Here is a 25,193-nt window from a genome sequence, read left to right on the forward strand (position 1 = left end):
CAGTGGGATGTTGGTTACTAGGATCCTCATGCCCGCCCCTCATGGTTCTGGTTCTGTTGATGGTGAGAAGGCTTCTTCTTCTAGCGTTCAATCGCTTTCTCCGGTAGCCAAGCGCTTGTTGCGGCTCTATCACGGCGGTAGTTTCGTCTTTTTGGGCCTGTTGTGGCTGTTGGTCGGGATCCCTAGCCTATGGGCGTTGCGAGTGGATCTAGGCCGCTTGTTCAGCTATTTCACTTGGACGGGCTTACGGTATGCTCTGTTTTACCGACCGGGGTGGCCGACCTTGGGCCTGCTGCTCTGCGTCAGCTTTACGATGGGGATTCTGATCGCCCAAAGTCGTTATGAGCTGTTCGGCTTATATCCAATCGAGCGGATCATGCTAGAGCAGCAATCCCGTTGGATCCTCTCGTTCCCGGTACGGCACCCCTTGCGGCGCTGGTTGGTACGAACACTCTCCCCTCAAGATCCGCAGAACTCAGCTGCAAAAGACTGACGACTCCCCGTGGCTAGAAGCCAGGGGGTTCTTTAGGTTATCGGTTAGGTTATCGGTTTCTCCCCCAGGCTCTCGCACAAGGCTACAGCATCCTGGGTCTTCAAACGTTCCCCTAAAGCTTTCGAGACGATGACCCTCCGGGTCGTGCGGAGCACGATGACCCTCCGGGTCGTGCGGAGTAAGCATGCGAAAAGGGCATAATCAATATGTGACAGTTATCAGCAATTTGGAGAATCATTGCCTCATTGAGGTGATTGATGTTCACAAGGCGGAAGAGCTTACTGAATACCTAGAAAGCCTATGGACAGAGGAAGAGAGGCTGAATATCGAAGAGGTTAGCATCGATATATGGGCTGGATTTGCCAGGGTAGTCAAGCCGGTATTTCCCAAAGCACATATTGTCTATGACAGATTTCATGTGATGCAGAGAGCTGTCAAAGAATTAGACAAATTTAGACGACAGTCTCGACTCACAGAAAAAGGCTCAAGAAGAATCATACTTAAGAATAATGAAGACCTAACTGCGGAAGAAAAGGCAAAACCAGAAATCTAGTTAAGACAAATCTGGTTAAGACAAAGTCAATGACTGAGGCAAGCCCATACACTACAGCGGTGCGGAGCACCCTAGCACTTTCAAAATGGATTAGGGACACAACCGTTGTTGCAGCAAACCCGCGCTTACTTTTGGGGTGGCGCAGCCTGCCGTAGGCATTGTTGCTACGCAACGCTAATGCTACGCGACACGCGACTGCGGGGCATTAAAGGGCTGTAACTCCGGCCTAGGGCAATCCATGGCCTTCCCAATGAAGACAAATAACCATACTCATTTTTGGGTCTTCCAGGAAGAACAGCCAGCAGTTTGTGACATTCTCAGAACATCATTAAATGGCTAGGATCCAATTGTAGCCACCACGGGGATCCCCAATTTTGCATCTCTTGCCACCGTTCCCGCAAGACTTCTGCTTGCAAGTGATAGTCTTGGCTATGGGAGGGCGGGCTATTGAGCTTAAAAAAGAGGGTAAAGCGATGGGGGGTTTCGCTCCATTTGACCAACCAGGCGGGAAAGGTGTTGGGAAGGGATCCATCCCGCCTCAAGGCGAGGTGATGGGCACGAATGGCGATATGCTCTCCCGACCGGGATCCCTGTATTTGCAGCTCACAGCCCCAATCTAGAGCCGCTATCCATTGGGGGCCAAGGGGTTGCGCCCGCGAGATATTTTTGCACCCTGTTAGTTGGGCAATGCTGAGACAGGGGGGAGCCTCAAACAAGCGCCGCTTATCGGTCTGGGCCACAATCTGACCGTGTTCTAGCACCGCCAGATCTTCACACAGCCGAAAGGCTTCCTCCATGTTGTGGGTCACCAAAATCGTCACCCCCTTGTAGTCCGCCAGGATCTCGCTCATCTGGTGTTCGAGATGGCTGCGCAGGTGGGTATCCAACGCCGAAAAAGGCTCATCCAACAGCAAAATCTCCGGATCGGAGGCAAGGGCACGAGCCAGGGCGACCCGCTGCTGCTGTCCCCCTGAGAGCTCGCTGGGGTAACGGTTTTCCCATCCTTTGAGCTGAATGGACTTGAGCTGAGCCTGGATCCGCTCCTGCTTTTCTGTCTCACTCAACCCGGCAGGGATCCCGAAGGCGATATTCTGCCCCACCGTGAGATGGGGAAATAGGGCATAGTTTTGGAAGATGACCCCGACCCGTCGTTGGGCACTGGGCAGTCGGATCCCTTGCTCGGCATCGAACAATACCCGGTCGTTGAGCAGGATGCGCCCGGCATCCGGGGTTTCAATGCCGGCAATGCAGCGCAACAGCAGACTTTTGCCAGAGCCAGAGGCCCCCAACAGTCCTAGGGGCTGACCCCGGCTGGTGAGATGAGCCCGCAATTCAAAGTGGGGCAACCGTTTGTGGATATCCACCCAGAGGCGCGGGGCCGGAGCACCAGGATCCCTGTTGGCCAGGGTCGAGGGCACTGCTGCAACCCGTAGAGATGGGTTTCGGGATCGGTGCCTTTGCAGGGGCTGCCGTTGAAACCAGAGGTTCACCCCCGTCACCACCCCCAGCGACAGCATCAGGATCAGGGCTGAGCCAAGGGCTGCCCCCCGCATATCCCCCGCCTGCACCGCAAAGAAGATGGCCATAGATAGGGTTTGGGTGCGGCCCGGAATGTTGCCCGCCAGCATCAAGGTGGCCCCAAATTCCCCCAAGGCCCGCGCAAAACTAAGGGTGACCCCGGCCAGGATCCCTGGCAAGGCCAAGGGGAGCAACACCTGCCCAAAGACCCTGACCCCGCTGGCCCCCAGTGTGCGGGCTGCTGCCAGAAGCGTCGGGTCGATCTGCTGGAAGGATCCCAGGGCCGTGCGGTACATCAAGGGCAGAGCCACCACCACCGCCGTGATCACCCCGGCATACCAGGTGAAGATCACCGACAGATCCAGCGAGGCCAAGAGTTGCCCCAAGATTGTCCGCCGCCCAAACACCAGCAGCAACGCAAACCCCACCACCGTCGGTGGCAGCACCAGCGGAGCAATTAAGACCGCTTCAATCAGAGAGCGCCAGCGACCCCGATAGTGCAGCATTCCATAGGCCGCCAGTGTCCCCAGCACAAAGGTGATAGCAGTGGCCAGCCCGGCAATCCGCAACGAGATCCACAATGGGGACAGATTGTAGTCACTCATTCGGGGTTACTCACATAGGTCATCACAGGGGGTCATCCCCGATTCAAAACGCATTCAGGACGGGATCCCCTTACAGACGGATAAAGCCATACTCCAAAAACACCGCTTCGGCTTCCTCTGTGGTCAAAAACTCCAGATAGGCCCGAGCCGCGGGGGTATCCCGCACCAAAGCTGCCGGATAGACAATCGGTGTCAGCGGATCCGCTGTGGCCACCACCCGCACCTGATCGGACAATTGAGCATCAGAAGTAAACAGGATCCCAGCATCGGCGTTGCCCTGCTCCACCGCCGTTAAAATTTCCCGTACCGTGCTGGCAAAGACCATCTTGGGCCGCAGTTCCTCAAACACCCCCACTTCGGTGAGAATCTCCTCGGCATATCGTCCGGCGGGCATAGCTTGTAAATCGCCGATAGAGAGGATCTGGATCTCGTCTGCCGTCAGTCCGGCGAAGTCTTCGATTGTCGCATCAGAATCGGCAGGCACGATCAAGGCCATGCGGTTACTGAGAAGATCCCGTCGGGATCCCGCCACCAACAGATTTTGCTCCTCAAGTGAGTTCATAAAGGAAGCCGCTGCCAAAAACACCACATCCACAGGTGCTCCCTGCTCCACCTGTTGTTGGATAAAGCCAGAATTGGCGAAGTTGTACTCAATCTGAATGTCGGGATGGGCAGCCTTAAACAGCGCGTCAATCTCCGTCAAGGCTGGCTGAAGGCTCACCGCAGCACCCACCAAAATGGACTGGGACTGGGCCGGGGTGGGATCCCCCGCCAGAAAAAGGGCAGCAGCAGTCAGGATCCCTGTGAATAAGCATGTGAATAAGAGTGCAGTTCTTCGTCTCATGGCGGGTTATTAAAACCATCGATGACACTCAATTGCACTCAAGATATAAGAACTTACCAACTTTTTTGGTATTCTGGCTTACCAGGCTTGGGATTAGGGCCAGAGTGTCAACTTTTTTGGTAACAACTTGAACACACAGAAAATCATTGAGGGATAAAATGCCAAGGAAAAGTCGAGGCTGGATCACCTTTCAGACGTCCGAGACCGAACGGAAACACCTAGAACGCTTCTGTGCTCAGACCCAGCGCACCAAAACGGATGTGTTGAGGGAGTTACTGCGTAATCTTGACTTTTCGTCCACTTTGTCTACTTCCCCTACTGCTCTGATGGAGGAAAAAGTTATGCAAATGAGTACCCGGAACCTCTTTAAGGGAACTGTAAAAAGTATCAATGTGGGCATGGTTAGTGCTGAAATTGTCCTGGAGATTGCGCCAGGGCTAGAAGTGACGGGCATTATTTCCAAGCAATCCGCCGAACGCTTGGGTATAGAAGTTGGGAAAGAAGCCTATGCTGCCATCAAAGCCTCCGATGTGATCATCGCTGTGGACTAGCGGTGGATTCGAGAAACCGGCTCAGGCTTGCTGCTGACCGGGATCCGAGTGCAGGGCCTTGAGCAGGCGTTTGTGATCATTCGAGCCAATCTGGAAGCGCTCATTCTCCACATCCCGAACCCAGCTTTGGCTGCGTCCCAGCCGTTGGGCTAGCTCCCGCTGGCTGATGCCCCGTTGTCGCCGGGCCGCCGAGATATCGCCCCCACTCAGAAGCTTCTCAGAACCCAGCGCTTGTTTTTCAGAAATTTCAGCAGGGGTTCTCGAGCGTTCAGATGCTGTTGGTGCTGAGGCAGACTTGGCCTTACGGCGTCGCCGGGATCCCGATCCGCTGGCGGAGGCTTTTGGGTCTTGAACAGGTTGAGCCCGCCAGTCAGGGGGCAAATGAAACCGCTGGATGCGGGCCTGCATCAAAAGCCCCCACTTGCCTCGCGGCCCGCTAGCGGTCAAGGATCCGCCATTGTTGGCATCCTCGATCCAAAAGTCCAGCGCCTCATCGGCATCCTCAGGCACCGCTTCCAATCGAGCCCACAGGGGTTGAAGGTTGGGCGGATAGGTGAGCGGGTCAAACTCTGGCTTGAGACCATAGTGGTTGAGAATTTCCAGATCACTCTCAAAGGTGCGTACCAGCCGCTTGCGCTCCTGCAGGTTGAGATGTGCCTCTTGCAGTCGTTCTTCCCCATAGGCCACCCGCATTAAGGTGGGCACCGTCAGACGTTGTTGCCGCCCCATCCGCACCTTAAACAGCAGCCACAGCAGCAGGCGCACAGCTCCCTCGTGGTGTTGCCAATAGCTCATCACCGCTTGCAACAGGGATAGGGGCAAACTGCCGTACTGATAAAAGGCTTCCCGCCGACGGCACCCCTGCCGATTCAAAAAGTACCGTGTCCATTCGCCGGGCTGGATCACCCAGGTTAGGCCCACCAGATGGTTACAGCCTTGCTCATCTTTTTGAAAGTGGCGTTGCATCTTCAGGAGCGTCCACAGGGATCCCGAGGGCACTGAAAACCCCTTCACTCTGCCCTGGCTGGGCCAATCGATGGTGGCCTTGATTTGGCACACCTGCTCTACCCAGGTCATCAATAGATTAAGACGGGCGATTTTGCTCAAATCTTTGCGTTTATCCCAGCCCAAATACGACTCCAGTTGCTGGTCGGTGCAGACAAACGACTCCTTCCAGGGCACCTCCAGTCCTGTAGCATAGGCAGCAAAGATCAGATGTAGACAAGCAGCCCGCACATCTGCTGTGGCACCCTCCGGGATCCCCGCTCCACATAGGGTTAGGGATCCCTGGTCGTGGCTGACGGATTTGTGATAGCAAACCTGGTTGTTTGCCTGTTGCTCTAGGGGTAAAGATTGCAATTGAGACAGGAAATTACAGGTTTCCCATACTACAATCGATGAGGCGAAAGCCTGATTCTGGCCGTTCAAAAATAGGGGTGGGCTGCTGCGAATGCGTCCAACAATAGCGCGGTTGCGCCCTTTCATTGCCTCATAAGGCTGGGGGGCCGAATCCGGGCATAAGCTCAGACACCGAGGTTCCGGGAAAAATCCTTCACAGTTATTGCACAGTAGAGGATTGATCCAGTACTCTCCATCCTGGTTGGTAATGGCTTGGTTAGGGCAACTGGATATGCAGATATTGCAACCTATACACTCACCCGAAATTTGGTAAGCCATAATGCCAAAGACCCCATAGCTATTTCTTGTACTTGTAAGCAAAATCCGTAGGTTCAAAGACAAGCCCTGTACCCTCAGAGCGGTTACAACGGCTCGAAGGAACAGATTCAGGGATTGCTTTTTGTATTGGGACGTGAACTTGAATGAACGATACCCCACCCTTTCCCGATTAGCCTAGAGGGATTTGGTCTAGGGTGAACCTTCTTAGAAGTTTTGGTTTGTCTTAACTATTTTAATGTTTGCTTTGAACTTTTTTATAGGGCTCAGGATGCTAGCCCAACTGTCAATCTCCTCCTACAGCAATCCTGTCTGAGTCGTTAAATTAAGTTAAAAAATTAAGTTGGTTGAATTAGTGAAGTGCCCAGCTATCTATCCAGCAGTCGTGACTGGCCGTAACTGGGGAGAACGATCGGCCAAAAACAATTCTCATCGTTCAATAGAGCTTGCTATACAGCCCTCGCAGCAACTTCCTCCTACCGTGTGGGCGGAGAACCAAGCTTTGAACCAAGCTTTACCGTGGTAAATCCGCGTTCGCTTCAACGGTGACGAAGTTTGCTGTGGGCACTTGCGGATACGGAGCACCGGAGGATTGGCATCCAGGGATCCCAGCCATTTGGACCATTCCCCTCCAGAACATGGATCACGCGAAACGCTCGATGACCAGACCAACAACAGGTTGACCATCCACCCAATAGGCAGATTCATCGTTGGGATTTACGCTGCGCTCCAAATGCCACCCCAAAGGGTTGGGCTCCAGTTCTAAGGCCCGTACCATTTCTTCTGTACTCAGCCCTGTGCAGCGCTGAATGTGTTGCAGCTTGGGGAAAGGTCTTTCTACTAAGCTCAGGTCCTCAGCAACTTTGAGGATAGAGCCTAAGTTCAGGAAATAGACGTTCATGGTTCTTTGCCCTCTGAAAAATGATTGACTGAAGAATTAACGAAGGGTTAACTTTACTAAGCAAATTTGCCGGGATTTAAGGTTTGGCAAGATGGATGCAAGAGTAGACATCCAAAATTGGATATCTAGAAATTGAGGCCGCTTTGAGGATAGACTCTTCGCGTATTTTTATTATTTTAGATTTCAAGCAGACGGTTTGATAAACAGGATACACTTTGACAGATTTAATGCAATTTTTTGGATCCAAAACGTCTTTTCCTGCTTCTTCGGAAAAGGCAATAGACAACAGGGATCCATCCACACGGAGATTTGGCTGGCCAAGTGATCGGCAATAGAGATTGAGCGACTGTGTGAGGCCAGGATCCAGTGGGGATGGTTCTGCTCAACTCGGATGCGAGTACCCGGAGTCAGCCCTAGCTGTTGCAGCTGGGCACAGACATCGTCGGATCCTCGCAGTTGATGGATGCGCCCTTCTTCCCCTGGTTGCATGAGGTGGAGAGGAGAAAGCGTAATGGAAATCGTGGATTGAGACAACATACCGGGATCCCTGATGCGGTGGAACAAGAAGGAAGATTCTTTGGGTCAATGCCCCATCAAACCAGGTAGGCTTCCTGATGGGTGCGAATGGTGCAATCTGAGCGAGGCTGCGCCACACAGAGCAGCACAAATCCTTTGGCTATTTGTTCGTCATCCAAAAAGTTTTGTTCCGATTGATCGACTTCCCCCTCAACCAGTTTTCCCACGCAGGAGGAGCAGCTTCCCGACTGGCAGGAGGAGGGCAAATCAATATCCTGGTCTTCGGCAGCGGACAGGATGGTCGTATCCTCATCCACCGAGATATAAGCATCCAGTTGTCGTTTTTTGTTGATCAGATGAACGGTGTAGGTGGCCATGGGAAAGTCTCCAGTGGGTTAACGAGGGATAGGGGCAAATAAGGGCTTAGGCCGGGATCCCGGAACGGCATTCGCCTGACTCTGCCAGGGATCCACAGCCCCCACAGCCCGTGACTGGATCCCGGCAGGAGGAGCCATAGTCCTGAAAGACGCGGAATAGTTTTTCTTGCTGAGGAGTAGAGGTGAGAAAGGTTTGATAAGCCTTGGCCAGTCCTTGGCGAGCTTGGTCCAGTTGGTCTTGTTCGCTCCCCTGAAAGTCTGCCAAAGGGCGTAAATACTGGGCAAATTTCCGCAAAATGTGTAGGCGATTCACATTAACCACCTGCGGATCATAAGGGAGGTCGAAAAAGGCAAAATAATCTTCGGCATTGACCAGAGCTTGCAAGTCTTGCCAGCGTCGGTTGGGGCTCAGACTCATGGGGAGATCTCCAGGGTTTTTAAGTGTTGCTTGAGGGTGTGCAGCAGAGCGAACAAATCGTAGGTGCGGGCTGCCAAATCCGGCAGCAATTCAAAATCAGTAGGCAGACCCTCCGCCAAATCGTGCAGATCCATTTTGAGTTGGCCTGCTTTGCTATTTAGGCGTTTAATCTGGGCCTGGATCTCGCTGGCGGAAAGGTGTTTCAGCTCTTCAAAAGAGGGACTAGAGGGATCCACAAGGGGATTGGTCGCACGAGTCATGGGTGGGGACTTCTCCAAAAAAACGAGTACTTTGAATAAACTGAGAACACTCAATAGGGAATGCGGGGCTAGAATGCAGCCCATGAGCCGCTACAGTCGGCCCACCTCCGGGTAGGTTTGGGCCAGTTGGATCCCTTTTTCGATCAAAGCTGTGGCTTTTTCAGTGAGGGTTTCCAGCGAGTCAAAGCCGAACCGATGGGCATCCCGCAGGGTGTTGACCAGCAGCAGCAGCCGTCCCGAAAAGATCAGCACCCAACCAAAGCCTTCGCCGTTGAGATCCAGTACCACTTGAGCCAACAGGCCCGTCTCTTTTTCAATCAGGGCGGCAATCGCCCGGTAGTAAGTGAGGATGCGGCCCCGCACGATCGGATCCACCTCTCCCTCCACCGCAATCTGTCGCTTCTGGGCTTTGCTGACCACAAAGGGTTTGAGCAACAGCTCATCAGCCCAGGTACGGTAGGTGCCATAGGGATCCGCCGCCCGAATTTGGCGAACGATCTCCTGCAGGATGGGGCTGGTGCTGGGGGAGAGGGACAGGGGGGTGGCAGTCATCGGTGTGCCTCCTGGGGTGTAGGGGTGGGTGTGTTTTCGGTCTGCAACACTTTGCGCAACCAAGGGGGAGGGCTGTGCAAAGTGGCTACCAGCCGTTGCAGCAGATTGTCGATGGATTCCTCCTCTGACTGCACCTTGATCGGGGTGATGCGGCGGTTGATCAGGCGGGCTGCTGCACTGCTGCCGATGGCGGACACGTAGATGAGGGTGACATTGGTCAGTGCCTGCAGCTTGGGCACCAGCTTATCCTCGCTGCCATCGGCCTCCAAGTTGCCCCCAAAGGTGAGGGTCTTGCGGAAGTGATAACCCTGTGGGGTGACCTCGTAGAGGTCGATTTGGCTGGCCCAACCGAAGTGGGCGTTGACGTGTTCCCCGTCACGGGTGGCGAAAGCAACTTGCATGGGTGTTCTCCTTGCGATTTGAGGGTTTCTCAGGTCGAGAGGGGGGTAGAGGGGCTGGCTCCCAAGGGATCCCTGCCCAAGAACTTCACGATGGAGTGGGGTGATGCTCTTCTTCCTGCTCCATCAACAGGTTGCCGATGGCAAAAAGTTGGGAAAGGGTGCCGCGATAGCCCACCTGACAGATGTGGTTGGCCCCGAGGCGGTCAAAGATCGGGATCCCCAGCCGATGCACCGGGAGCCCGAGTCGTTTGCCCAGGCGAGCCACATGGGAGTTGCCCACCAGCAGATTGGCCCCGCCCGAGAGGTCTTCCAGATCCCCCAGATCGCCGATGCAAACCTCTTCAATGGGCAGATCCTCCAGGCCAGGGGCAGCCGAGGGGCTGACAGCAGCTTGAATAATGCAGCCCATATCCAGGAGCCAATCCACACAGCCCCAGAGCAGATCTGCCTCTAGGGCCAGGGCGATCCGTTTGCCCCCAAAGAAAAAGTGGCTGTCCAGCAGAGCATCCTGCACCTGCCGTCGCTGCTGTCGATAGCGGGCGGGTACGGGCCGTTTGCTCAGATCCGCCAGCTTGGCCAAAAAGGCGTCCACCCGTTTGAGACCCGTCAGACTGGGAAACAGGTGAAAGGGGGTGCCGAATCGTTCTGACAGAATCTGGGCAGCCGGGCGCATGCTCTCGCCGATGGCCAGCGTTACCGCCGAGCGGCCCAATTGTTGCAATTGGCTCAGGGTGGTGCCGCCGCTGGGGGTGGTGGCAAACCCTTCCCCCAGGTGCCCATCCAGGGATCCCGAGAGATCCGGCACCAGAACTGGATCCAGGCCAAAGGCTTGCACCATTTCCTTAACCTCTTGGCCATCGGCAGGGCTGAGGGCGGAGCCACACAACACCGTTACCTGGGCAGGATCAGGGGATCCCAAGAGGGGTTCCGGCAACGTGCTGACCAGGCTCTTGACAGCAGTGGCATAGCCCTCCTGCAGGGATCCCTTGAAGTCGGGGGTAGCAGCCAGCACAATGGGCAATCCATCCAGTTGCGGCTGCCGCTGGCGCAGATCCCGCAGGATGCCAGGCATATCATCCCCACGGGTTTCGGTCAGGCCGGTGGTGAGCAGGCCGATCAGCTCCGGCTGGGCTTTCTCCACCAGGGTGAGGATAGCGGTTTCGACGTTGGATTCCCCCCCCAAAATCGTGTCCACCTCAGACATGGCAGTAGTGGACATGGGGATGGCCTCCCGAAAGTGGCGCACCAGCACTACCTTGGCAAAGGCAGTACAGCCCTGGGATCCGTGAAACAGGGGCAGGCAACCCTTGACCCCCAGAAAAGCTAGGGCCGCACCCAAGGGAGCACTCAGCTTCAAGGGGTTGATGGTGAGGGGTTTGCGGTCGTGCATGATCAGAGCCATCACATCACCTCCGGTGCAGCATCAGTAGCAGGATTAGTGGCGGGATCCAATCGCATCAGCGGCCCAGAGTCCTCACGTTCGCCTTCCAGATCCCAGGGAGCAGGCCGCCGTACCTGTTCCCAGATCGGGCTACTGAGGGCTTGGTCGATCTCTTGAGCGAGGGTGAGCAACCCTCGGTAGCCTGCGTAGGCGTGGTGGCGCTCCTGGTTGATATCCAGAAAGGGGATGCGGGCCTTGAGGGCGGTGTACTGGTTGCGGCCACCGGCGATGAGCAAATCCGCCTGGGTGCGTTCCACCACCTTGAGCAGCTCTTGGGGGCCACCTTTGTCCATGAGGATGCCCTCCTGGCCGAGTAGCTGGCGGATGCGGGCTTTGTCCTCTTCGGTGCTCTTACGGGTACTGGTGGCGGTGACCTCTAGGCCCAAATCTTGGGCTGCCGAGATGATCGACCAGCTTTTGACCCCGCCGGTGTAGAGCACCACGCGCTTACCCTGTAGCCGCTGCCGATAGGGGGCTAGGGCCGCTTGGATGGCTGCGGTTTCCCGCTGAATCAGAGTTTCGGTGCGTGCCTGCAAGTCGGGATCCCCTAACGCTCGGGCAATGTCCCGCAGGCACTGGTTCATATCCGCCAGGCCGTAGAAGGAGCTCTCCAGGTAGGGGATCCCGTAGCGTTCCTGCATCTTGCGGACCACATTCAGCAGGGCCTTGGCGCAGATGAGCACGTTGAGCTTGGCCCGATGGGCGGTACGAACCTCGTGGTAGCGGGCATCCCCCGTGATTTTGGCCAGCACCCGGATCCCGAGCTCCTCCAGTAGAGGCAGCACATTCCACAGCTCACCGGCGATGTTGTACTCCCCGATCAGGTTGATGTCATAACGGGTGGTGTACTCCGGCGAGGCGGTACCGATTACATAGTCCAACAGGGCTTCTCCGGCAAGGCGGTTGCCCAGGTTTTTACTGCCCACAAAGCCGGGGGCATTGACGGGGATGATCGGGATTTGGATCTGGCGGCTCACCTCCTGACACACCGCCTCCACATCGTCCCCGATCAGGGCAGTGACACAGGTGAGATAAACGAAAATAGCGGCAGGGGCGTAGCGGGCGTGCAGTTGCAGCAGGGCTTGCGTCAGTTTGCCCTCGCCCCCAAAGATGATCTCGTTTTCGCTCAGGTCGGTGGTAAAGCCCATCTGATAAAGACGGGATCCCGATGAGAGGCTGCCCCGGTTGCCCCAGGAGTTGCCGCTGCAGGCAATCGGCCCGTGTACCAGATGGGCAGCATCGGTGATCGGTACCAGAGCAATCGAGGCACCATCAAAGGCACACCCTCCCTGAGCTCCACCCGGCTTGGCCTGTTCGGTGCAAACCTTGTTTTTGCCTTTGCCGTCTTTTTTGTGGTTGTGCTCACAGGCAGTTTCGTTGAGCAGCTCTGCCACCTTGCTGCGGCTGATCATGGGCATGATGGACTCTCCTGTACAGGATGAGAATCGGGTTGCTGGAAAGAACTAGAAAAACCTGAACGGGAAGATTGAACAAGATAGCTCGAGGCCCGTAACCGTAAAGCAATCAACTGCTCATAGAGAGGGTTGATGCGGCATAGGGCCGGAATGTGAACGGTGCGGGATCCCAGACGGATGTCCCGCTCAAAGGGGCAACTGGCCGGGATCAACCGACAGATCCACGCAGCTTGCCGAGGGTTGGTGATGGCAATGCCATCCAGCCAGTGGCGTAACCTGTGCACCAGCCAGGTGAAAGGATTGAGATGCCCCTGGGAAGGGTTACTGAGGTGATAAGGGGAGTGAGAAGTCATGGGTCTAGCCTCCAGGTAGAGGGAATGCGAGTTTCCAATCCAGCACACCACTCAAACAGTTGGGGCATTCGCTCGATGGGGACGAGGCCATAGCGCCAGAGAATGACCGGCAATGGCCCCTGCTCCCGCACCAGTCGCCGCAGAATGAACTGAATGGCCGCCTCAGGAATGCCCAACTCAGAGCGCAAAAACTGAAGCAAGGGGGTAAGATCTGGGGGCATCATGGGGCAGTCTCCAAAACAGGGAACCAAAGGCAGAAGCAAAAGCGAAACTCGGAACCTTAGCCCGACAGACTCTCCGACAGACCCAACGTGAGGCTGTCAGAGGCCAAAAAATGGGACACATGAAAGGCGCGCTCCTCAGTCTTGAGCAGGATCTGCTCATAGAGGTAGCGGGTAGCCCGATCCCCGACGCTCTCAGCCAAAGCAGCTTGCCGACGCAGCAGATCGATCAGGCTTTGTTCCGCCTGCAAATCCGCCTCCAACATGGGCCGTATCGCCACTGCATCGTCCCCCTCTGGGGTGAAGCAGCACAGCTCGGCTAGGGTGCTGAAGCTGGAGGCCGGGATCCCGCCCAGTCCGTTCAGCCGTTCCCCCACGTCGTGGGCATGGCCTTGAACTTCTTGCAGGCTTTCGTTGAAAAACTGATGAATTTCGTAGAACTCAGCCCCTTCCACCACCAGATGGTGCTTCAGGTATTGCAGATACAGCCCCTGAAAACTGGCCCAAACTAAGTTGAGGCCCTCACAGATAGGGACGGTGATCTCGCGCCCAAGGCCGACAGGGTTGTCTTGAACCTGGGTGAAGGGGCGAACCAGAGTGGGTGACGTTGCCATGAGCGTGCCTGGGTAGGGTGGATGAAAAGGGGTGAAGAAAGGCGGGCACCGGAGACGGGAAAAAGACAGGATCCGGGGTTGCGCCTGTGTCAGGGGCCAGTTGAGTCGGAGGGCAGGGAGGCTGACCAGCAGCGATCCAACCAGCTCAGCAGCCCAACTCGGTTGTGGGTGAAGGGCCAAAGGACGCTGTTCACCAGCAGGGCCTCTGTAGGGGTACGCACCATCACCCACACCTGGTCGGTGGGGGTGCAACCGCAGGTCAAGTCCAGTTCCTGCAGACGGTAGAGGATCCGCCAGCGATCGCAGCGGGGTACCTGCAGCACTTCGGCGGTTTCCGGTTGGGGAGAAAGGGTGGGGGACATAAGCTCACCGAAGAGGGGACGTTGGTTTTTCTGTTCCCCTGCTTATAACAAGCGGCACCTGTTGCCAAGATTTAGCGACAGGCGATCAGGATTGATTGGATTATTGGGGTTGTACTCACAGCCCAGGATCCTTGTCCTGGGCAGAAAAAAAGTTTTTTTCGGGGCAGGGGGTTGAGTCTTTTGCCCTCAGGGATCCGGTATTCTTCTAAGGGGGATCTGTATTTTTCTGAGTACATCAAATCTCTCTGAGGTAGTCCCAGACAGGAAACTTGCAGCTCTGGCCCTGAGCGTTCGCCATGTACTCAACGACTTTCGGCCTGCCTGCCAACATCACCGGCAAACAATGGGCTTTTTCCCATAAATTGCTATTTTCAATACACTTTTTGGCTGATATCTTATTAAATGTAGCCGTTGATGCAAAACGCAGGTCGAATCTGCGGGGATTGAGTGCACGATTAGAGGTCTTTAGGTTTACTTAAGCATCGCTGCAAGTCCATGTATATAGGACGGTTCCGGGATCCAACTCGAAACCGTTTTCCCCGTACCCCCAGGCCAAAATACGGGATCCCTGACCTCAAAAAACCAGACCCCCTAACCCACAAAAAAATTGAATCGGGCTTCTGGTCAGGCATTCAAAGCTTGAGTGCAGGACTAATTAACCTAATCAGTCTTATCGGACTGAGTGCAATTGGGCCTCAAAAAAGCGGTTGGTATAACGACCAGTAACCCAACTGCTTCTAGGCCGATGACTCTGACCCCCCTGCGATCCACGCCGCCCCCCTCCTCGGGATCCCCTGGTTTATCTGCGGATCCCCGCGCCAGGGTAACCGCCTGTGGCTGTACCAGCACCAGTGGACAAACCCTACCGGCCAATGTGCAGCAGCGCATCGCCACCCACCCCTGCTACAGCGAATCCGCCCACCATCACTACGCCCGCCTGCACGTAGCGGTAGCCCCCGCTTGCAACATCCAGTGCAACTACTGCAATCGCAAGTTTGACTGTGCCAACGAAAGTCGCCCCGGTGTGGTGAGTGAGCTGCTCACCCCTGCCGAAGCTGCCCACAAGGTGCTGGTGATTGCCGGTAAGATCCCCCAGTTGACAGTGGTGGGCATCGCCGGGCCAGGGGATCCCTTGGCCAACCCCAAACACACCTTCGAGACCTTCGCCCGCATTGCCGAGCAAGCCCCCGATATCAAGTTGTGCCTCTCCACCAATGGCCTGATGCTGCCGGAGCACATTGACACCATCAAAGCGCTCAACATCGACCATGTCACCCTGACCATCAACATGGTGGATCCGGAAATCGGGGCGAAAATCTACCCCTGGATCCGCTGGCAGCGCAAACGCATCACGGGGGTAGAAGCCTCTCGTATCCTGCACGAGCGCCAGATGCAGAGCCTGGATCTGTTGCGGGAGGCAGATATCCTCTGCAAGGTCAACTCCGTCATGATCCCTGGCATCAATGACACCCACCTGCCGGAGGTGAATCGAGTTATCCAGGCCAAAGGGGCCTTTTTGCACAACATCATGCCCCTGATCTCCGCCCCCGAACACGGCACCTACTTTGGTCTGAATGGGCAACGGGGCCCTACCCCCAAAGAGCTGAAAGCCCTGCAAGATCAGTGCTCCGGCAACATGAAGATGATGCGTCACTGCCGTCAGTGCCGGGCAGATGCGGTGGGTCTACTGGGGGAAGACCGCAGCCAGGAGTTCACCAAAGACCGCTTTTTGCAGATGACCCCAGAGTACGACCCCGAACAACGTCGCCGGGTGCAGGTGGGCATTGCCCAGTTGCAAGCTCAACAGCAGGCGACCAAAGACAGTCTGACGACGGCGGTGCCCTCGGATAGCCCCGCCATTCTGGTGGCGGTGGCCAGCAAAGGGGGAGGGCTGGTGAATCGCCACTTCGGCCATGCCCAAGAGTTCCTCATCTACGAGGTCAACGCCCACGGTGCCCAGTTCGTCGGCCACCGCAAGATCCCACAGTACTGCCACGGTGGATCCGGCGAGGACAACAACCTGGATCAAATCCTAGAGGTGATCCGCGACTGTAAGTCGGTGCTGGTCTCCAAGATCGGTGACTGCCCCATGAAACGGATCCGCGAGGCGGGCCTGGAAGTGGTGGAAGACTACGACGTTATCGAAACCGTCGCCCTCAAGTTTTACCAAACCTGGCTGGTGAACCAGGCGATAGAACTCCGTCCCGCCAAGGCGACTGAGCACAACCCCCTTCAGTCCTAGTTCTTCTTTTGCCTTGATTTCCACCTCAGTCCTCAAGTTACCTGCCCAGATTTTCCACAGACCCCCATCCTTTTGGAGACCCCGTTATGGCCACCCTGATGACTGCTCTCACCAAAGGCGGATCCCCTTGGATCCCTCAGTTTATCGAAAGCCTGGATATCACCCACTGTCTGGGCTGTAGCCGCTGCCTGAAAGTTTGTGGCCGTGGGGTCTTTGCCCTCAAGGCCCTGAACGAAGCGGGCGAATTTGTTGAAGACGAAGAAGACGAAGAGAGCGAGCGCAAGGTGATGACCATCGTTAACGCCGCCCTCTGTATTGGCTGCCAGGCTTGCTCACGCATCTGCCCGAAAAAGTGCCACACCTACGCACCTCAGGCGATTTGAAGCCCTTGTTTTGAAGCACTGGTTCAGCTTGCTCCTTCAGCTTGTTCTGTTTATTTCATTTCCCCTGCTTGTCCAACCTTGTTCCCGTACCTGGAGCCGTTATGCCCTCTGTGATCTATCTGGACAATAACGCCACCACCGCTGTGGATCCCCTTGTACTCGAGGCGATGCTGCCCTACCTGAAAGAGTTTTACGGCAACCCCTCCTCCATGCACAGCTTCGGGGGACAGGTGGGCAAAGCCCTCAGCCAGGCGCGAGAGCAGGTGGCTGCCCTCTTGGGATGCGAGCCCAGCGAGATTCTCTTCACCAGCTGCGGCAGTGAAGGCAACAATACCGCCATTCGCGCTGCCCTGGCTGCCCAACCGGAGAAACGCCATATCATTACCACCCAGGTGGAACACGCCTCGGTGCTCAACCCATGCAAGCATCTGGAAAAGCAAGGCTACCACGTCACCTATCTCTCGGTGGATGAGCAGGGCTGCCTGGACTTGCTGGAGCTGGAGGCCGCCCTTACCGGCGATACCGCCCTGGTGACCTTGATGGCCGCCAACAACGAGACGGGGGTGCTCTTCCCGATTGAGCAGGTGGGATCCCTGGCCCATGACTACGGGGCCATCGTCCATGTGGATGCGGTGCAAGCGGTGGGCAAGATCCCCCTCGACTTGCACCAGTTGCCCGTCGATCTGCTCACCCTCTCCGGCCACAAGTTGCATGCCCCCAAAGGCATTGGCGCTCTCTACGTGCGGCGGGGCTTTCGCTTTCGTCCACTGCTAATCGGTGGGCATCAGGAGAAGGGCCGCCGGGCCGGAACGGAAAATGTGCCGGGGATCGTCGCCTTGGGCAAGGCTGCCGAACTGGCCCAGACCTACCTGGGGGATCCCCACGAGCAGCAGTTGCGGGATGCTCTGGAAATAGGCTTGCTGCAACGGATCCCGGATACCCAAGTCAACGGCCACCTTCTCCACCGCCTGCCCAACACCACCAACCTCGGGTTCAAGTTTGTGGAAGGGGAGGCCATCCTGTTCTGGTTGAACAAATACGGCATCTGTGCCTCATCGGGATCCGCTTGCACCTCTGGGTCGTTGGAACCCTCCCATGTGCTGCGGGCCATGCACCTGCCTTACACCGTCCTGCACGGCTCGATTCGCTTCAGCCTGTCCCGCTTTACCCAAGCGGCGGAAGTGGAGCGGGTGCTGGAGGTGTTGCCAGGCATCATTAGCCATCTGCGGGCCATTTCCCCCTTCAGCCATGAGGAAGAGGACTGGTTGCAACAGCAGGAACGGGAGCTGGTTCTGCGATGACTGCTGCTGCTTTTTCACGCCCAATCAACCTTCACAACCCCTAGCCACGACTGAATCTCACCACTTATCTCTAAGGATCCAAACGCCATGTGGGACTACAGCGAAAAAGTGTTAGACCTCTTCTACCACCCCAAAAACCAGGGGCCGATGGATCCCACCCCTGAACCCGGGATCCGGGTGGTCACGGGTGATGTCGGCAGCATTACCTGTGGCGATGCCCTAAGGCTCTACCTGAAGGTGGAAGAAGCAACCGAACGGATCCTGGCGGCCAGCTTTCAAACCTTCGGCTGCACCAGTGCCATTGCCTCCTCCTCGGCGTTGACGGAGCTGATCACAGGGTTAACCCTGGATCAAGCCCTCAAAATCACCAACCGCGATATCGCCGACTATCTGGGGGGTCTGCCCCCGGCCAAGATGCACTGTTCCGTCATGGGGCAAGAGGCCCTAGAAGCCGCCATCTACCGCTATCGCGGCATCCCGTTGCCCGTCCATACCGATGATGACAGTGCCCTGATCTGTTCCTGCTTTGGCATCAGCGAAAGCAAAATTCGCCGACTGGTTCGGGAAAATCACCTGACCACGGTTGAAGAGGTCACTGCCTACAGCAAAGCCGGTGGCGGCTGCGGCTCCTGTCTGGCGGACATTGAAGACCTGATTGCCACGGTTTTGGCCGAAGGTGGGTCGGAAAGACCTAGCGTTGCCGAGCCAAGGGATCCCGTTCAAGTCAAAACTTCTGCCCCCCTCACCACCCTGCAAAAGATTGCCCACATTCAGACGGTGTTGGAGCAGCAAGTCCGCCCCCTGCTGATTGCCGATGGCGGCGACGTGGAGCTGTACGACGTAGACGGGGATCAGGTGTGGCTACGCCTCAAGGGAGCCTGCACCAGCTGTGCCAGCAGCCAAGACACCCTCAAATTGGCCATCGAAACCCGCTTGCGGGAGCAGGTGTGGCCCCAGCTTACCGTGCACGCTGTTTAATTCCTGACTTTGGCCTGATTTTGGAGTTTCTCATGCTCACCTGTTTTTTCCTCCGTGCATCTCCCCTAGCCCAATCCGAGAGAGCCCCACCTCTCGGTTCGACGGCATCGGGATCCCTTGGTTCTGATGTTTCTCAACCTCAAGTTCAATTCCAGATCCAAACACTCAGTCCCACTAGGAGACCTGAATCATGAGACAGATTGCATTTTATGGAAAAGGTGGCATCGGCAAATCCACCACCTCCCAAAACACCATCGCTGGTATGGCCGAACTGGGGCAGCGGGTGATGATCGTGGGCTGTGACCCAAAAGCCGATTCCACCCGCTTAATGCTCCACAGCAAAGCCCAAACCACCGTGCTTCACCTGGCCGCCGAGCGAGGAGCCGTAGAAGATGTGGAGCTAGACGAGGTGCTCCTCACCGGCTACAAAGGGGTGCGCTGCGTCGAGTCCGGGGGGCCCGAGCCAGGGGTAGGCTGTGCCGGGCGTGGCATCATCACCGCCATCAATTTCTTAGAAGAAAACGGCGCCTACGAAGACCTGGATTTCGTCAGCTATGACGTGCTGGGGGACGTGGTCTGCGGCGGGTTTGCTATGCCGATTCGGGAGGGCAAAGCCCAGGAGATCTACATCGTCTGCTCCGGCGAAATGATGGCCATGTACGCGGCCAACAACATTGCCCGGGGCGTCCTCAAATACGCCCACTCCGGTGGGGTGCGCTTGGGTGGCCTGATCTGCAACAGCCGCAAGGTGGATCGAGAAGTTGAGCTGATCGAGGCCCTCGCCGAAAAGCTCAACACCCAGATGATCCACTTTGTCCCCCGTGACAACGTGGTTCAACACGCCGAATTGCGCCGCATGACGGTGATCGAATACTCACCCGATTGCAGTCAAGCGGACGAGTACCGCGCCCTGGCCAAAAAGATCGTCAACAACACCCATCTGACCATTCCCACCCCCATTTCCATGGATGAACTGGAAGAGCTGTTGGTGGAATTCGGCATCTTGGGCGACGACAAGGAATTGGCTCATGTTATCGGCAAAACCGAAAAAGAGTTGGCTCCTGAGTTGGTTCCTGTTTAACCCTGACGGCTGGGTTGGGGAAAGGCGGAGCCATCTGCTGCCCTTCTCTAACCCCCGCTCCCCGCCTCACATCGCCCCGTTCGTTCCTCGGAGGATCCCATGACTACCGTTGAAGAGACCCGAAAAATCGTGGCAGAGGTTTTAGAAACCTATCCCGAAAAGGCCCAAAAAAAGCGGGCCAAACACCTGAATGTTTATGAAGAAGGCAAATCCGATTGTGGAGTCAAATCCAACATCAAATCGGTGCCGGGCGTCATGACCACCCGTGGCTGCGCCTTTGCCGGGGCCAAAGGGGTGGTGTGGGGGCCGGTCAAAGACATGATTCACCTCAGCCATGGGCCGGTTGGCTGTGGCTACTACTCCTGGTCCGGGCGGCGCAACTACTACGTCGGGGTGACCGGAGTGGACACCTTCGGCACCATGCAGTTCACCTCCGACTTTCAGGAGCGGGATGTTGTTTTCGGAGGTGACAAAAAACTGGCCAAAGTGCTGCTGGAGGCCAACGAACTCTTTCCGCTGGTCAAAGGCATCACCATTGAGTCGGAGTGCCCCGTCGGCCTGATTGGCGATGATATCGAGGCGGTGGCCAAAAAAGCCGCCAAAGAGATCGGTAAAACGGTGGTGCCCGTGCGCTGTGAAGGGTTCCGGGGGGTGTCGCAATCCCTGGGCCACCACATCGCCAACGACACCGTGCGGGATTGGGCCTTTCCCGTTGCCGACAAAAAAGCCAGGGAGGGATCCCTCAACTTCCAGCCCACCCCCTATGATGTAGCGGTGATTGGGGATTACAACATCGGCGGTGATGCCTGGTCCTCGCGCATTTTATTGGAGGAGATCGGCCTGCGGGTAGTAACCCAGTTTTCTGGGGATGGCACCTGGAACGAGGTGCTGCTCTCCACCCAAGTGAAGCTGAACCTGATCCACTGCTACCGGTCGATGAACTACATCTGCCGCCACATGGAGGAAACCTACGGGATCCCCTGGTTGGAGTTCAACTTCTTTGGCCCCACCCATATTGCCCAATCTTTGCGGGCGATTGCCCAGCGGTTTGATGAAACCATCCAGGCCAAAGCCGAAGCTGTGATCGCCAAATACCAACCCCAAAGTGAGGCTGTGATCGCCAAATATCGCCCCCGTCTGGAAGGCAAGCGGGTGATGTTGATGGTGGGAGGGTTGCGGCCCCGCCATGTTATCCCGGCCTTCCGGGATCTGGGTATGGAGGTGATCGGCACGGGCTACGAGTTCGGCCACGGCGACGACTACAAGCGCACCGTCGAGTACATCGACGATGGCACCCTGATCTACGACGACGTGTCGGGCTATGAGTTTGAGGAATTTGCCAAAAAGCTGAAACCAGACCTGATCGCCGCCGGCATCAAAGAGAAGTACGTCTTTCAAAAAATGGCCCTACCCTTCCGCCAGATGCACTCCTGGGATTATTCCGGCCCCTACCACGGTTACGACGGCTTCGCGGTGTTTGCCCGCGATATGGATCTGGCCCTGAATAGCCCCACCTGGGGTTTGGTTCAGGCCCCCTGGAAGTCCTAGCTTGGGATCCCCCCTTGCCTGCCCCCCATTTGGAGACCCACCATGCCACAGAATATCGAAGACATCAAAGATCATGCCCGCCTGTTTCAGGATCCCGACTACCAGGCTCTGTTTCAGACCAAGCGCTCCTTTGAAGATGCCCCCAGCCCAGAGGAAGTGGCGCGGGTGGCGGAATGGACCCGCTCCTGGGAATACCGCGAGAAGAACTTCCAGCGGGAGGCCCTGACGATCAACCCAGCCAAAGCCTGTCAACCCCTGGGGGCAATCCTAGCGGCGGTCGGCTTTGAGGGAACCTTGCCCTTTGTGCACGGATCCCAGGGCTGTGTTGCCTATTTTCGCACCCATCTCACCCGCCATTTTAAGGAGCCGTTCTCGGCGGTCTCCTCCTCCATGACGGAAGATGCAGCCGTGTTTGGTGGCCTGAAAAACATGATCGAGGGCCTGGAAAACGCCTACACCCTCTATCAGCCCAAGATGATCGCCGTCTGCACCACCTGCATGGCGGAGGTGATCGGGGATGACCTGGGGGCCTTCATCACCACCGCCAAAAACGAGGGATCCCTGCCCCAGGATTTTCTGGTGCCCTATGCCCACACCCCCAGCTTTGTGGGATCCCATATCACCGGCTACGACAACATGCTCAAGGGCATTCTCACCACCCTGACCCAGCCGGTGGGTCGTACCGGCAGCAACGGCACCGTCAACGTCATACCCGGCTTTGACACCTACATGGGCAACCTGCGGGAGATCAAGCGCATTTTCGACTTGTTTGGGATCCCGCTTACCCTGCTGGCGGACAACTCCGAGTACTTGGATTCCCCCAACGAAGGTACTTTCCATATGTATCCGGGAGGAACTCCTCTAGAGGCAGCAGCCCAGTGCCTCAACGCGGACGCCAGCATCTCGCTGCAGCGCTACACCACCCCCAAAACCCTGGAGTTTTTGGCGGAAGGTACCGGCCAGCCCACCGTCACCGCCCGCCCCTTTGGCATCCGGGGCACCGATCACTTCTTGATGCAGTTGTCAGAACTAACGGGCAAGCCCATCCCCCGCGAACTGGAGATCGAGCGCGGACGGGCGGTGGATGCTTTCACCGACTCCCAAGCCTGGATCCACGGCAAGCGGGTGGCCCTCTACGGGGATCCCGACCTGGTGATGGGGCTGCTGAGTCTTCTCTTGGAGTTGGGAGCAGAACCCGTGCACGTGGTGGTCACCAACAGCAATGAGGAGTTCGAAGCGGAGGCGCGGGCGCTGCTGGCCTCCAGTCCCTATGGACAAGGGGCCACCGTCTGGGGAGGCAGAGACCTCTGGCATCTGCGTTCCCTGATGTTTACCGAACCGGTGGATCTGCTGATCGGCAACTCCTACGGCAAGTATCTGTGGCGGGATACGGGTACCCCACTGGTGCGCATCGGCTACCCGATCTTCGATCGGCATCACCTGCATCGCTACCCCACCTACGGTTACCAAGGGGCGCTCAATCTGCTCAACTGGATCATCAACACCATTTTGGATGAGGCGGACCGGCGCAGCTTTATCCCCGGCAAAACGGACATTTCCTTTGATTTGATCCGCTAAGCCCACCCCAAACGGGATCCCCCAGACCCAACTCCGGCGGGATCCCTTGGCTCTCTCACGGCCTTATTCCATGCCTTCTTCCGGATCTCCCGAAGCTCTGTGAAGAGGTGGGAATGGGGTTGAATTAACCGAATCTATGGATTTTGGATGACTTGGGGCGGGCTCACCTAGCCTAAAAACTGAGACCGATTTCTTCCCTCGGAGGATGGATTGTGATGAAACCCTCCATTATTCTCAACGACACCACCCTCAGGGATGGCGAGCAAGCGGCGGGTGTAGCCTTTCAAATTCCTGAGAAGATCTCCATTGCGGCCCTTCTGGATGCCATTGGCGTGCCGGAGATCGAAGTCGGGATCCCGGCTATGGGCGCTGTGGAAACCGAAGCCATCCGCGCCATCGTCAGCCTGGGGTTGCAAGCTCAACTGCTGGGCTGGAACCGGGCGGTACCCGCCGACATTTTGGCCTCCATTGGCTGTGGCCTGAGGCGGGTTCACATTTCAGTACCTGTGTCAGATCTGCAGATCGCAGCCAAGTTCGGAGGGGATCGCTCACGGCTGCTCAACCAACTGCGCCAATCGGTGCAAATGGCCACGGGACAGGGGCTGTGGGTATCGGTGGGGGCGGAAGATGCCAGCCGGGCCACCCTGGAGCAGGTGATCGAGCTGGCCCGTCAGGCGCAAGCTTGGGGGGCGCAACGCTTCCGCTACTGCGACACGGTAGGTATTTTGGATCCCTTTAGCACCTACGACCAAATTAGCCGTCTGGTGCAAGCCATCGACATTCCTGTGGAGATGCACACCCACGATGACCTGGGGATGGCCACCGCCAATGCCCTGGCCGGGATCCGCGCCGGAGCCACCGCTGTCAACACCACCGTCAACGGCCTTGGGGAACGGGCAGGTAACGCCCCTCTGGAAGAAGTGGTGATGGCCCTGCGCCACAGCGCCGGAATTGATGTAGGGATCGATACTTGCCGTCTGCGGGAGCTCTCCCAGCAGGTGATCCGGGCCACTGGCACCCCCCTGCCCCCCTGGAAGGCCATCGTCGGCGACAACGCCTTTGCCCATGAGTCCGGCATCCATGCGGCGGGGGTTCTACGGGATCCGCAAACCTACGAGCCTTTTCCCCCCGAAGTGGTAGGTAGCCAGCGCCGCCTGGTGTTGGGCAAACACTCGGGCCGACATCTGCTGGTGCAGGTACTCCAGGAGCACGGGATCCCGTTGGAACAACTCTCACCGCAGCATCTGGAAACCCTTTTGGAACAGGTGCGCCAGCACGTCACCCAGTCCAAGCGTCCCATCCCGGTCGCCGAACTGACCGAGTGGGTTCAGCACACCCTTCAGCACACCCTCAAGGAGCCCCACTCCGATGTCTTCTAACCCATTACCCTTGGATCCCAAGTCGCAGCAGATTTTGGCGGCTGTGTATCATCGGGCCCGCCAGATGCGTCGCGGCCTGACTCGCCAGGAGATCTATCAACTGCTCACCGAAGCCACGGGAGGTACCTCATGAGCGACGAACTGGAATTGGATCAGCGACCTCAATTCGAGCTGGGGGATAAGGTTCGCATTTGTAAGCCGATTCGCAACGATGGCACCTTCTTTGGCCAGCCCATGGGAAAAATTTTAGCCGTCCCCGGCGATGAGGGCTACGTGGTTTACATTGGCACCTTTCTGCAACGGTTTTACATCTATGCCGTCCATTGTCTGACCAAAGGCTTTGTGGTGGGGTGCCGCGCCAAAGAACTCGAACTTGTGGAGAAAAACCCATGAAAGTCATTCTGCACCAAAGTGCCTACGGACATCTGATGGTCTATGTTCCCAAAAAAGACCTGGAAGAATCGGTTGTGGCCAAACGGTTGGAAGCGGAACAAACCATTGTTACGCTAGCCAATGGCTGGGAATTATCCATCAACAATCTACCGGATCCCTTGCCCCTGCCCAGGACTGTAGAAGCCAAACACGTTCGATCCTAGGAGCGCTTCTTAGGATCCCTTGGCCATCCCATTTGATA

Annotated in this window: 30 protein-coding genes; 14 read left to right on the forward strand and 16 right to left on the reverse strand. The window is 56.8% G+C overall.

The annotated features are described in order from the left end of the window. The first annotated feature begins 28 nt into the window (after nucleotides 1–28). A complete protein-coding gene (locus tag JX360_RS03085; protein WP_244349108.1) occupies nucleotides 29–493 on the forward strand; it encodes a hypothetical protein in 465 nt (154 codons plus the stop codon). A gap of 184 nt (nucleotides 494–677) precedes the next feature. Next, complete coding sequence (locus JX360_RS03090; RefSeq protein ID WP_244349109.1) at nucleotides 678–1,046, forward strand: transposase; 369 nt, start codon at nucleotides 678–680, stop codon at nucleotides 1,044–1,046. Nucleotides 1,047–1,363: 317 nt separating this feature from the next. On the opposite strand, the gene modB is transcribed toward JX360_RS03090, so the two are convergent. Both modB and modA read right to left on the reverse strand, forming a co-directional pair. Continuing rightward, nucleotides 1,364–3,169, reverse strand: a complete 1,806-nt coding sequence (modB, locus tag JX360_RS03095) for a molybdate ABC transporter permease subunit (protein ID WP_244349110.1) — start codon at nucleotides 3,167–3,169, stop codon at nucleotides 1,364–1,366. Nucleotides 3,170–3,239: 70 nt separating this feature from the next. Beyond that, the gene (gene modA / locus JX360_RS03100; RefSeq protein ID WP_244349111.1) at nucleotides 3,240–4,013 is read right to left on the reverse strand and encodes a molybdate ABC transporter substrate-binding protein; all 774 of its coding nucleotides are present in this window, start codon (nucleotides 4,011–4,013) and stop codon (nucleotides 3,240–3,242) included. Nucleotides 4,014–4,354: 341 nt separating this feature from the next. Between modA and JX360_RS03105 the strand changes: the two genes are divergently transcribed. After that, complete coding sequence (locus tag JX360_RS03105) at nucleotides 4,355–4,564, forward strand: TOBE domain-containing protein (protein ID WP_244349112.1); 210 nt, start codon at nucleotides 4,355–4,357, stop codon at nucleotides 4,562–4,564. 21 nt (nucleotides 4,565–4,585) lie between these two features. On the opposite strand, the gene JX360_RS03110 is transcribed toward JX360_RS03105, so the two are convergent. The 14 genes from JX360_RS03110 to JX360_RS03175 all read right to left on the reverse strand — a co-directional run bounded on the left by JX360_RS03110 (nucleotide 4,586) and on the right by JX360_RS03175 (nucleotide 14,069). Beyond that, nucleotides 4,586–6,241, reverse strand: coding sequence for a helix-turn-helix domain-containing protein (locus JX360_RS03110; RefSeq protein ID WP_425244342.1), 1,656 nt, complete (start codon nucleotides 6,239–6,241; stop codon nucleotides 4,586–4,588). Nucleotides 6,242–6,881: 640 nt separating this feature from the next. Next, entirely contained in the window at nucleotides 6,882–7,139 is a 258-nt protein-coding gene (locus JX360_RS03115; RefSeq protein WP_244349114.1) for a hypothetical protein, read from the reverse strand. Between the two features lie 183 nt (nucleotides 7,140–7,322). Continuing rightward, nucleotides 7,323–7,676 (reverse strand): FeoA family protein, encoded by a 354-nt coding sequence (locus JX360_RS03120; protein ID WP_244349115.1) that lies wholly within the window; start codon nucleotides 7,674–7,676, stop codon nucleotides 7,323–7,325. 56 nt (nucleotides 7,677–7,732) lie between these two features. Then, the gene (locus tag JX360_RS03125; RefSeq protein ID WP_244349116.1) at nucleotides 7,733–8,032 is read right to left on the reverse strand and encodes a 2Fe-2S iron-sulfur cluster-binding protein; all 300 of its coding nucleotides are present in this window, start codon (nucleotides 8,030–8,032) and stop codon (nucleotides 7,733–7,735) included. A 46-nt stretch (nucleotides 8,033–8,078) separates the two neighbouring features. Further along, nucleotides 8,079–8,450: a nitrogenase-stabilizing/protective protein NifW gene (gene nifW, locus JX360_RS03130; RefSeq protein WP_244349117.1), complete on the reverse strand. Its 372-nt coding sequence runs from the start codon at nucleotides 8,448–8,450 to the stop codon at nucleotides 8,079–8,081. Continuing rightward, on the reverse strand, nucleotides 8,447–8,710 hold the full coding sequence (locus tag JX360_RS03135) for a CCE_0567 family metalloprotein (protein ID WP_244349118.1): 264 nt from the start codon (nucleotides 8,708–8,710) through the stop codon (nucleotides 8,447–8,449). Before JX360_RS03135 ends, nifW begins: the two co-directional genes overlap by 4 nt. Before the next feature lie 90 nt (nucleotides 8,711–8,800). After that, nucleotides 8,801–9,262 carry a NifX-associated nitrogen fixation protein gene (locus JX360_RS03140; protein WP_244349119.1) on the reverse strand — a complete coding sequence of 154 codons (462 nt, stop codon included), beginning with the start codon at nucleotides 9,260–9,262 and terminating at the stop codon, nucleotides 8,801–8,803. Beyond that, nucleotides 9,259–9,663 (reverse strand): nitrogen fixation protein NifX, encoded by a 405-nt coding sequence (gene nifX, locus JX360_RS03145; RefSeq protein WP_244349120.1) that lies wholly within the window; start codon nucleotides 9,661–9,663, stop codon nucleotides 9,259–9,261. Before nifX ends, JX360_RS03140 begins: the two co-directional genes overlap by 4 nt. Nucleotides 9,664–9,748: 85 nt before the next feature. Continuing rightward, on the reverse strand, nucleotides 9,749–11,065 hold the full coding sequence (gene nifN / locus JX360_RS03150; protein ID WP_244349121.1) for a nitrogenase iron-molybdenum cofactor biosynthesis protein NifN: 1,317 nt from the start codon (nucleotides 11,063–11,065) through the stop codon (nucleotides 9,749–9,751). Further along, a complete protein-coding gene (gene nifE / locus JX360_RS03155) occupies nucleotides 11,065–12,522 on the reverse strand; it encodes a nitrogenase iron-molybdenum cofactor biosynthesis protein NifE (RefSeq protein WP_244349122.1) in 1,458 nt (485 codons plus the stop codon). The genes nifN and nifE overlap by 1 nt, the downstream gene beginning before the upstream one ends. Continuing rightward, nucleotides 12,513–12,872 (reverse strand): Mo-dependent nitrogenase C-terminal domain-containing protein, encoded by a 360-nt coding sequence (locus JX360_RS03160; protein ID WP_244349123.1) that lies wholly within the window; start codon nucleotides 12,870–12,872, stop codon nucleotides 12,513–12,515. The genes nifE and JX360_RS03160 overlap by 10 nt, the downstream gene beginning before the upstream one ends. Then, nucleotides 12,869–13,096, reverse strand: coding sequence for a DUF2949 domain-containing protein (locus JX360_RS03165; protein ID WP_244349124.1), 228 nt, complete (start codon nucleotides 13,094–13,096; stop codon nucleotides 12,869–12,871). The genes JX360_RS03160 and JX360_RS03165 overlap by 4 nt, the downstream gene beginning before the upstream one ends. 56 nt (nucleotides 13,097–13,152) lie before the next feature. Further along, a complete protein-coding gene (gene dpsA / locus JX360_RS03170) occupies nucleotides 13,153–13,707 on the reverse strand; it encodes a DNA starvation/stress protection protein DpsA (RefSeq protein ID WP_244349125.1) in 555 nt (184 codons plus the stop codon). Between the two features lie 89 nt (nucleotides 13,708–13,796). Continuing rightward, nucleotides 13,797–14,069, reverse strand: a complete 273-nt coding sequence (locus JX360_RS03175; RefSeq protein ID WP_244349126.1) for an Asr1405/Asl0597 family protein — start codon at nucleotides 14,067–14,069, stop codon at nucleotides 13,797–13,799. A 745-nt stretch (nucleotides 14,070–14,814) separates the two neighbouring features. Between JX360_RS03175 and nifB the strand changes: the two genes are divergently transcribed. From nifB to nifT, 11 genes are all read left to right on the forward strand, one after another. Continuing rightward, complete coding sequence (nifB, locus tag JX360_RS03180) at nucleotides 14,815–16,311, forward strand: nitrogenase cofactor biosynthesis protein NifB (RefSeq protein WP_244349127.1); 1,497 nt, start codon at nucleotides 14,815–14,817, stop codon at nucleotides 16,309–16,311. Nucleotides 16,312–16,397: 86 nt separating this feature from the next. Beyond that, entirely contained in the window at nucleotides 16,398–16,694 is a 297-nt protein-coding gene (fdxB, locus tag JX360_RS03185; RefSeq protein WP_244349128.1) for a ferredoxin III, nif-specific, read from the forward strand. 101 nt (nucleotides 16,695–16,795) lie between these two features. Then, a complete protein-coding gene (nifS, locus tag JX360_RS03190; protein ID WP_244349129.1) occupies nucleotides 16,796–17,995 on the forward strand; it encodes a cysteine desulfurase NifS in 1,200 nt (399 codons plus the stop codon). Nucleotides 17,996–18,082: 87 nt separating this feature from the next. Further along, nucleotides 18,083–18,973 carry a Fe-S cluster assembly protein NifU gene (nifU, locus tag JX360_RS03195; RefSeq protein ID WP_244349130.1) on the forward strand — a complete coding sequence of 297 codons (891 nt, stop codon included), beginning with the start codon at nucleotides 18,083–18,085 and terminating at the stop codon, nucleotides 18,971–18,973. A gap of 190 nt (nucleotides 18,974–19,163) precedes the next feature. Further along, nucleotides 19,164–20,054, forward strand: a complete 891-nt coding sequence (gene nifH / locus JX360_RS03200) for a nitrogenase iron protein (protein WP_244349131.1) — start codon at nucleotides 19,164–19,166, stop codon at nucleotides 20,052–20,054. A gap of 99 nt (nucleotides 20,055–20,153) precedes the next feature. Beyond that, nucleotides 20,154–21,602, forward strand: coding sequence for a nitrogenase molybdenum-iron protein alpha chain (gene nifD, locus JX360_RS03205; protein WP_244349132.1), 1,449 nt, complete (start codon nucleotides 20,154–20,156; stop codon nucleotides 21,600–21,602). Between the two features lie 42 nt (nucleotides 21,603–21,644). Beyond that, nucleotides 21,645–23,180 (forward strand): nitrogenase molybdenum-iron protein subunit beta, encoded by a 1,536-nt coding sequence (gene nifK / locus JX360_RS03210; protein WP_244349133.1) that lies wholly within the window; start codon nucleotides 21,645–21,647, stop codon nucleotides 23,178–23,180. Between the two features lie 215 nt (nucleotides 23,181–23,395). Beyond that, a complete protein-coding gene (gene nifV, locus JX360_RS03215) occupies nucleotides 23,396–24,559 on the forward strand; it encodes a homocitrate synthase (protein WP_244349134.1) in 1,164 nt (387 codons plus the stop codon). Beyond that, nucleotides 24,549–24,692, forward strand: coding sequence for a hypothetical protein (locus tag JX360_RS03220; protein ID WP_244349135.1), 144 nt, complete (start codon nucleotides 24,549–24,551; stop codon nucleotides 24,690–24,692). Before nifV ends, JX360_RS03220 begins: the two co-directional genes overlap by 11 nt. After that, nucleotides 24,689–24,952 (forward strand): nitrogen fixation protein NifZ, encoded by a 264-nt coding sequence (locus JX360_RS03225; protein WP_244349136.1) that lies wholly within the window; start codon nucleotides 24,689–24,691, stop codon nucleotides 24,950–24,952. Before JX360_RS03220 ends, JX360_RS03225 begins: the two co-directional genes overlap by 4 nt. Continuing rightward, nucleotides 24,949–25,155 carry a putative nitrogen fixation protein NifT gene (gene nifT, locus JX360_RS03230; RefSeq protein ID WP_244349137.1) on the forward strand — a complete coding sequence of 69 codons (207 nt, stop codon included), beginning with the start codon at nucleotides 24,949–24,951 and terminating at the stop codon, nucleotides 25,153–25,155. The genes JX360_RS03225 and nifT overlap by 4 nt, the downstream gene beginning before the upstream one ends. Nucleotides 25,156–25,193 lie beyond the last annotated feature (38 nt).

This window comes from Thermostichus vulcanus str. 'Rupite' (assembly GCF_022848905.1).
Taxonomy (GTDB): domain Bacteria; phylum Cyanobacteriota; class Cyanobacteriia; order Thermostichales; family Thermostichaceae; genus Thermostichus; species Thermostichus vulcanus_A.

What these genes read in the sequence shown, in the direction of transcription:
- nifD (WP_244349132.1), top strand. Translation starts at nt 20,154, where the DNA reads ATGACTACCGTTGAAGAGACCCGAAAAATCGTGGCAGAGGTTTTAGAA.
- JX360_RS03140 (WP_244349119.1), bottom strand. Translation starts at nt 9,262, where the DNA reads ATGACTGCCACCCCCCTGTCCCTCTCCCCCAGCACCAGCCCCATCCTG.
- JX360_RS03160 (WP_244349123.1), bottom strand. Translation starts at nt 12,872, where the DNA reads ATGACTTCTCACTCCCCTTATCACCTCAGTAACCCTTCCCAGGGGCAT.
- nifW (WP_244349117.1), bottom strand. Translation starts at nt 8,450, where the DNA reads ATGAGTCTGAGCCCCAACCGACGCTGGCAAGACTTGCAAGCTCTGGTC.
- JX360_RS03105 (WP_244349112.1), top strand. Translation starts at nt 4,355, where the DNA reads ATGCAAATGAGTACCCGGAACCTCTTTAAGGGAACTGTAAAAAGTATC.
- nifK (WP_244349133.1), top strand. Translation starts at nt 21,645, where the DNA reads ATGCCACAGAATATCGAAGACATCAAAGATCATGCCCGCCTGTTTCAG.
- nifU (WP_244349130.1), top strand. Translation starts at nt 18,083, where the DNA reads ATGTGGGACTACAGCGAAAAAGTGTTAGACCTCTTCTACCACCCCAAA.
- JX360_RS03110 (WP_425244342.1), bottom strand. Translation starts at nt 6,241, where the DNA reads ATGGCTTACCAAATTTCGGGTGAGTGTATAGGTTGCAATATCTGCATA.
- nifX (WP_244349120.1), bottom strand. Translation starts at nt 9,663, where the DNA reads ATGCAAGTTGCTTTCGCCACCCGTGACGGGGAACACGTCAACGCCCAC.
- modA (WP_244349111.1), bottom strand. Translation starts at nt 4,013, where the DNA reads ATGAGACGAAGAACTGCACTCTTATTCACATGCTTATTCACAGGGATC.
- fdxB (WP_244349128.1), top strand. Translation starts at nt 16,398, where the DNA reads ATGGCCACCCTGATGACTGCTCTCACCAAAGGCGGATCCCCTTGGATC.
- JX360_RS03115 (WP_244349114.1), bottom strand. Translation starts at nt 7,139, where the DNA reads ATGAACGTCTATTTCCTGAACTTAGGCTCTATCCTCAAAGTTGCTGAG.
- nifE (WP_244349122.1), bottom strand. Translation starts at nt 12,522, where the DNA reads ATGCCCATGATCAGCCGCAGCAAGGTGGCAGAGCTGCTCAACGAAACT.
- JX360_RS03085 (WP_244349108.1), top strand. Translation starts at nt 29, where the DNA reads ATGCCCGCCCCTCATGGTTCTGGTTCTGTTGATGGTGAGAAGGCTTCT.
- JX360_RS03225 (WP_244349136.1), top strand. Translation starts at nt 24,689, where the DNA reads ATGAGCGACGAACTGGAATTGGATCAGCGACCTCAATTCGAGCTGGGG.
- JX360_RS03220 (WP_244349135.1), top strand. Translation starts at nt 24,549, where the DNA reads ATGTCTTCTAACCCATTACCCTTGGATCCCAAGTCGCAGCAGATTTTG.
- JX360_RS03165 (WP_244349124.1), bottom strand. Translation starts at nt 13,096, where the DNA reads ATGATGCCCCCAGATCTTACCCCCTTGCTTCAGTTTTTGCGCTCTGAG.
- dpsA (WP_244349125.1), bottom strand. Translation starts at nt 13,707, where the DNA reads ATGGCAACGTCACCCACTCTGGTTCGCCCCTTCACCCAGGTTCAAGAC.
- modB (WP_244349110.1), bottom strand. Translation starts at nt 3,169, where the DNA reads ATGAGTGACTACAATCTGTCCCCATTGTGGATCTCGTTGCGGATTGCC.
- JX360_RS03125 (WP_244349116.1), bottom strand. Translation starts at nt 8,032, where the DNA reads ATGGCCACCTACACCGTTCATCTGATCAACAAAAAACGACAACTGGAT.
- JX360_RS03175 (WP_244349126.1), bottom strand. Translation starts at nt 14,069, where the DNA reads ATGTCCCCCACCCTTTCTCCCCAACCGGAAACCGCCGAAGTGCTGCAG.
- nifS (WP_244349129.1), top strand. Translation starts at nt 16,796, where the DNA reads ATGCCCTCTGTGATCTATCTGGACAATAACGCCACCACCGCTGTGGAT.
- JX360_RS03090 (WP_244349109.1), top strand. Translation starts at nt 678, where the DNA reads ATGCGAAAAGGGCATAATCAATATGTGACAGTTATCAGCAATTTGGAG.
- nifH (WP_244349131.1), top strand. Translation starts at nt 19,164, where the DNA reads ATGAGACAGATTGCATTTTATGGAAAAGGTGGCATCGGCAAATCCACC.
- JX360_RS03135 (WP_244349118.1), bottom strand. Translation starts at nt 8,710, where the DNA reads ATGACTCGTGCGACCAATCCCCTTGTGGATCCCTCTAGTCCCTCTTTT.
- JX360_RS03120 (WP_244349115.1), bottom strand. Translation starts at nt 7,676, where the DNA reads ATGTTGTCTCAATCCACGATTTCCATTACGCTTTCTCCTCTCCACCTC.
- nifN (WP_244349121.1), bottom strand. Translation starts at nt 11,065, where the DNA reads ATGGCTCTGATCATGCACGACCGCAAACCCCTCACCATCAACCCCTTG.
- nifB (WP_244349127.1), top strand. Translation starts at nt 14,815, where the DNA reads ATGACTCTGACCCCCCTGCGATCCACGCCGCCCCCCTCCTCGGGATCC.
- nifV (WP_244349134.1), top strand. Translation starts at nt 23,396, where the DNA reads ATGAAACCCTCCATTATTCTCAACGACACCACCCTCAGGGATGGCGAG.
- nifT (WP_244349137.1), top strand. Translation starts at nt 24,949, where the DNA reads ATGAAAGTCATTCTGCACCAAAGTGCCTACGGACATCTGATGGTCTAT.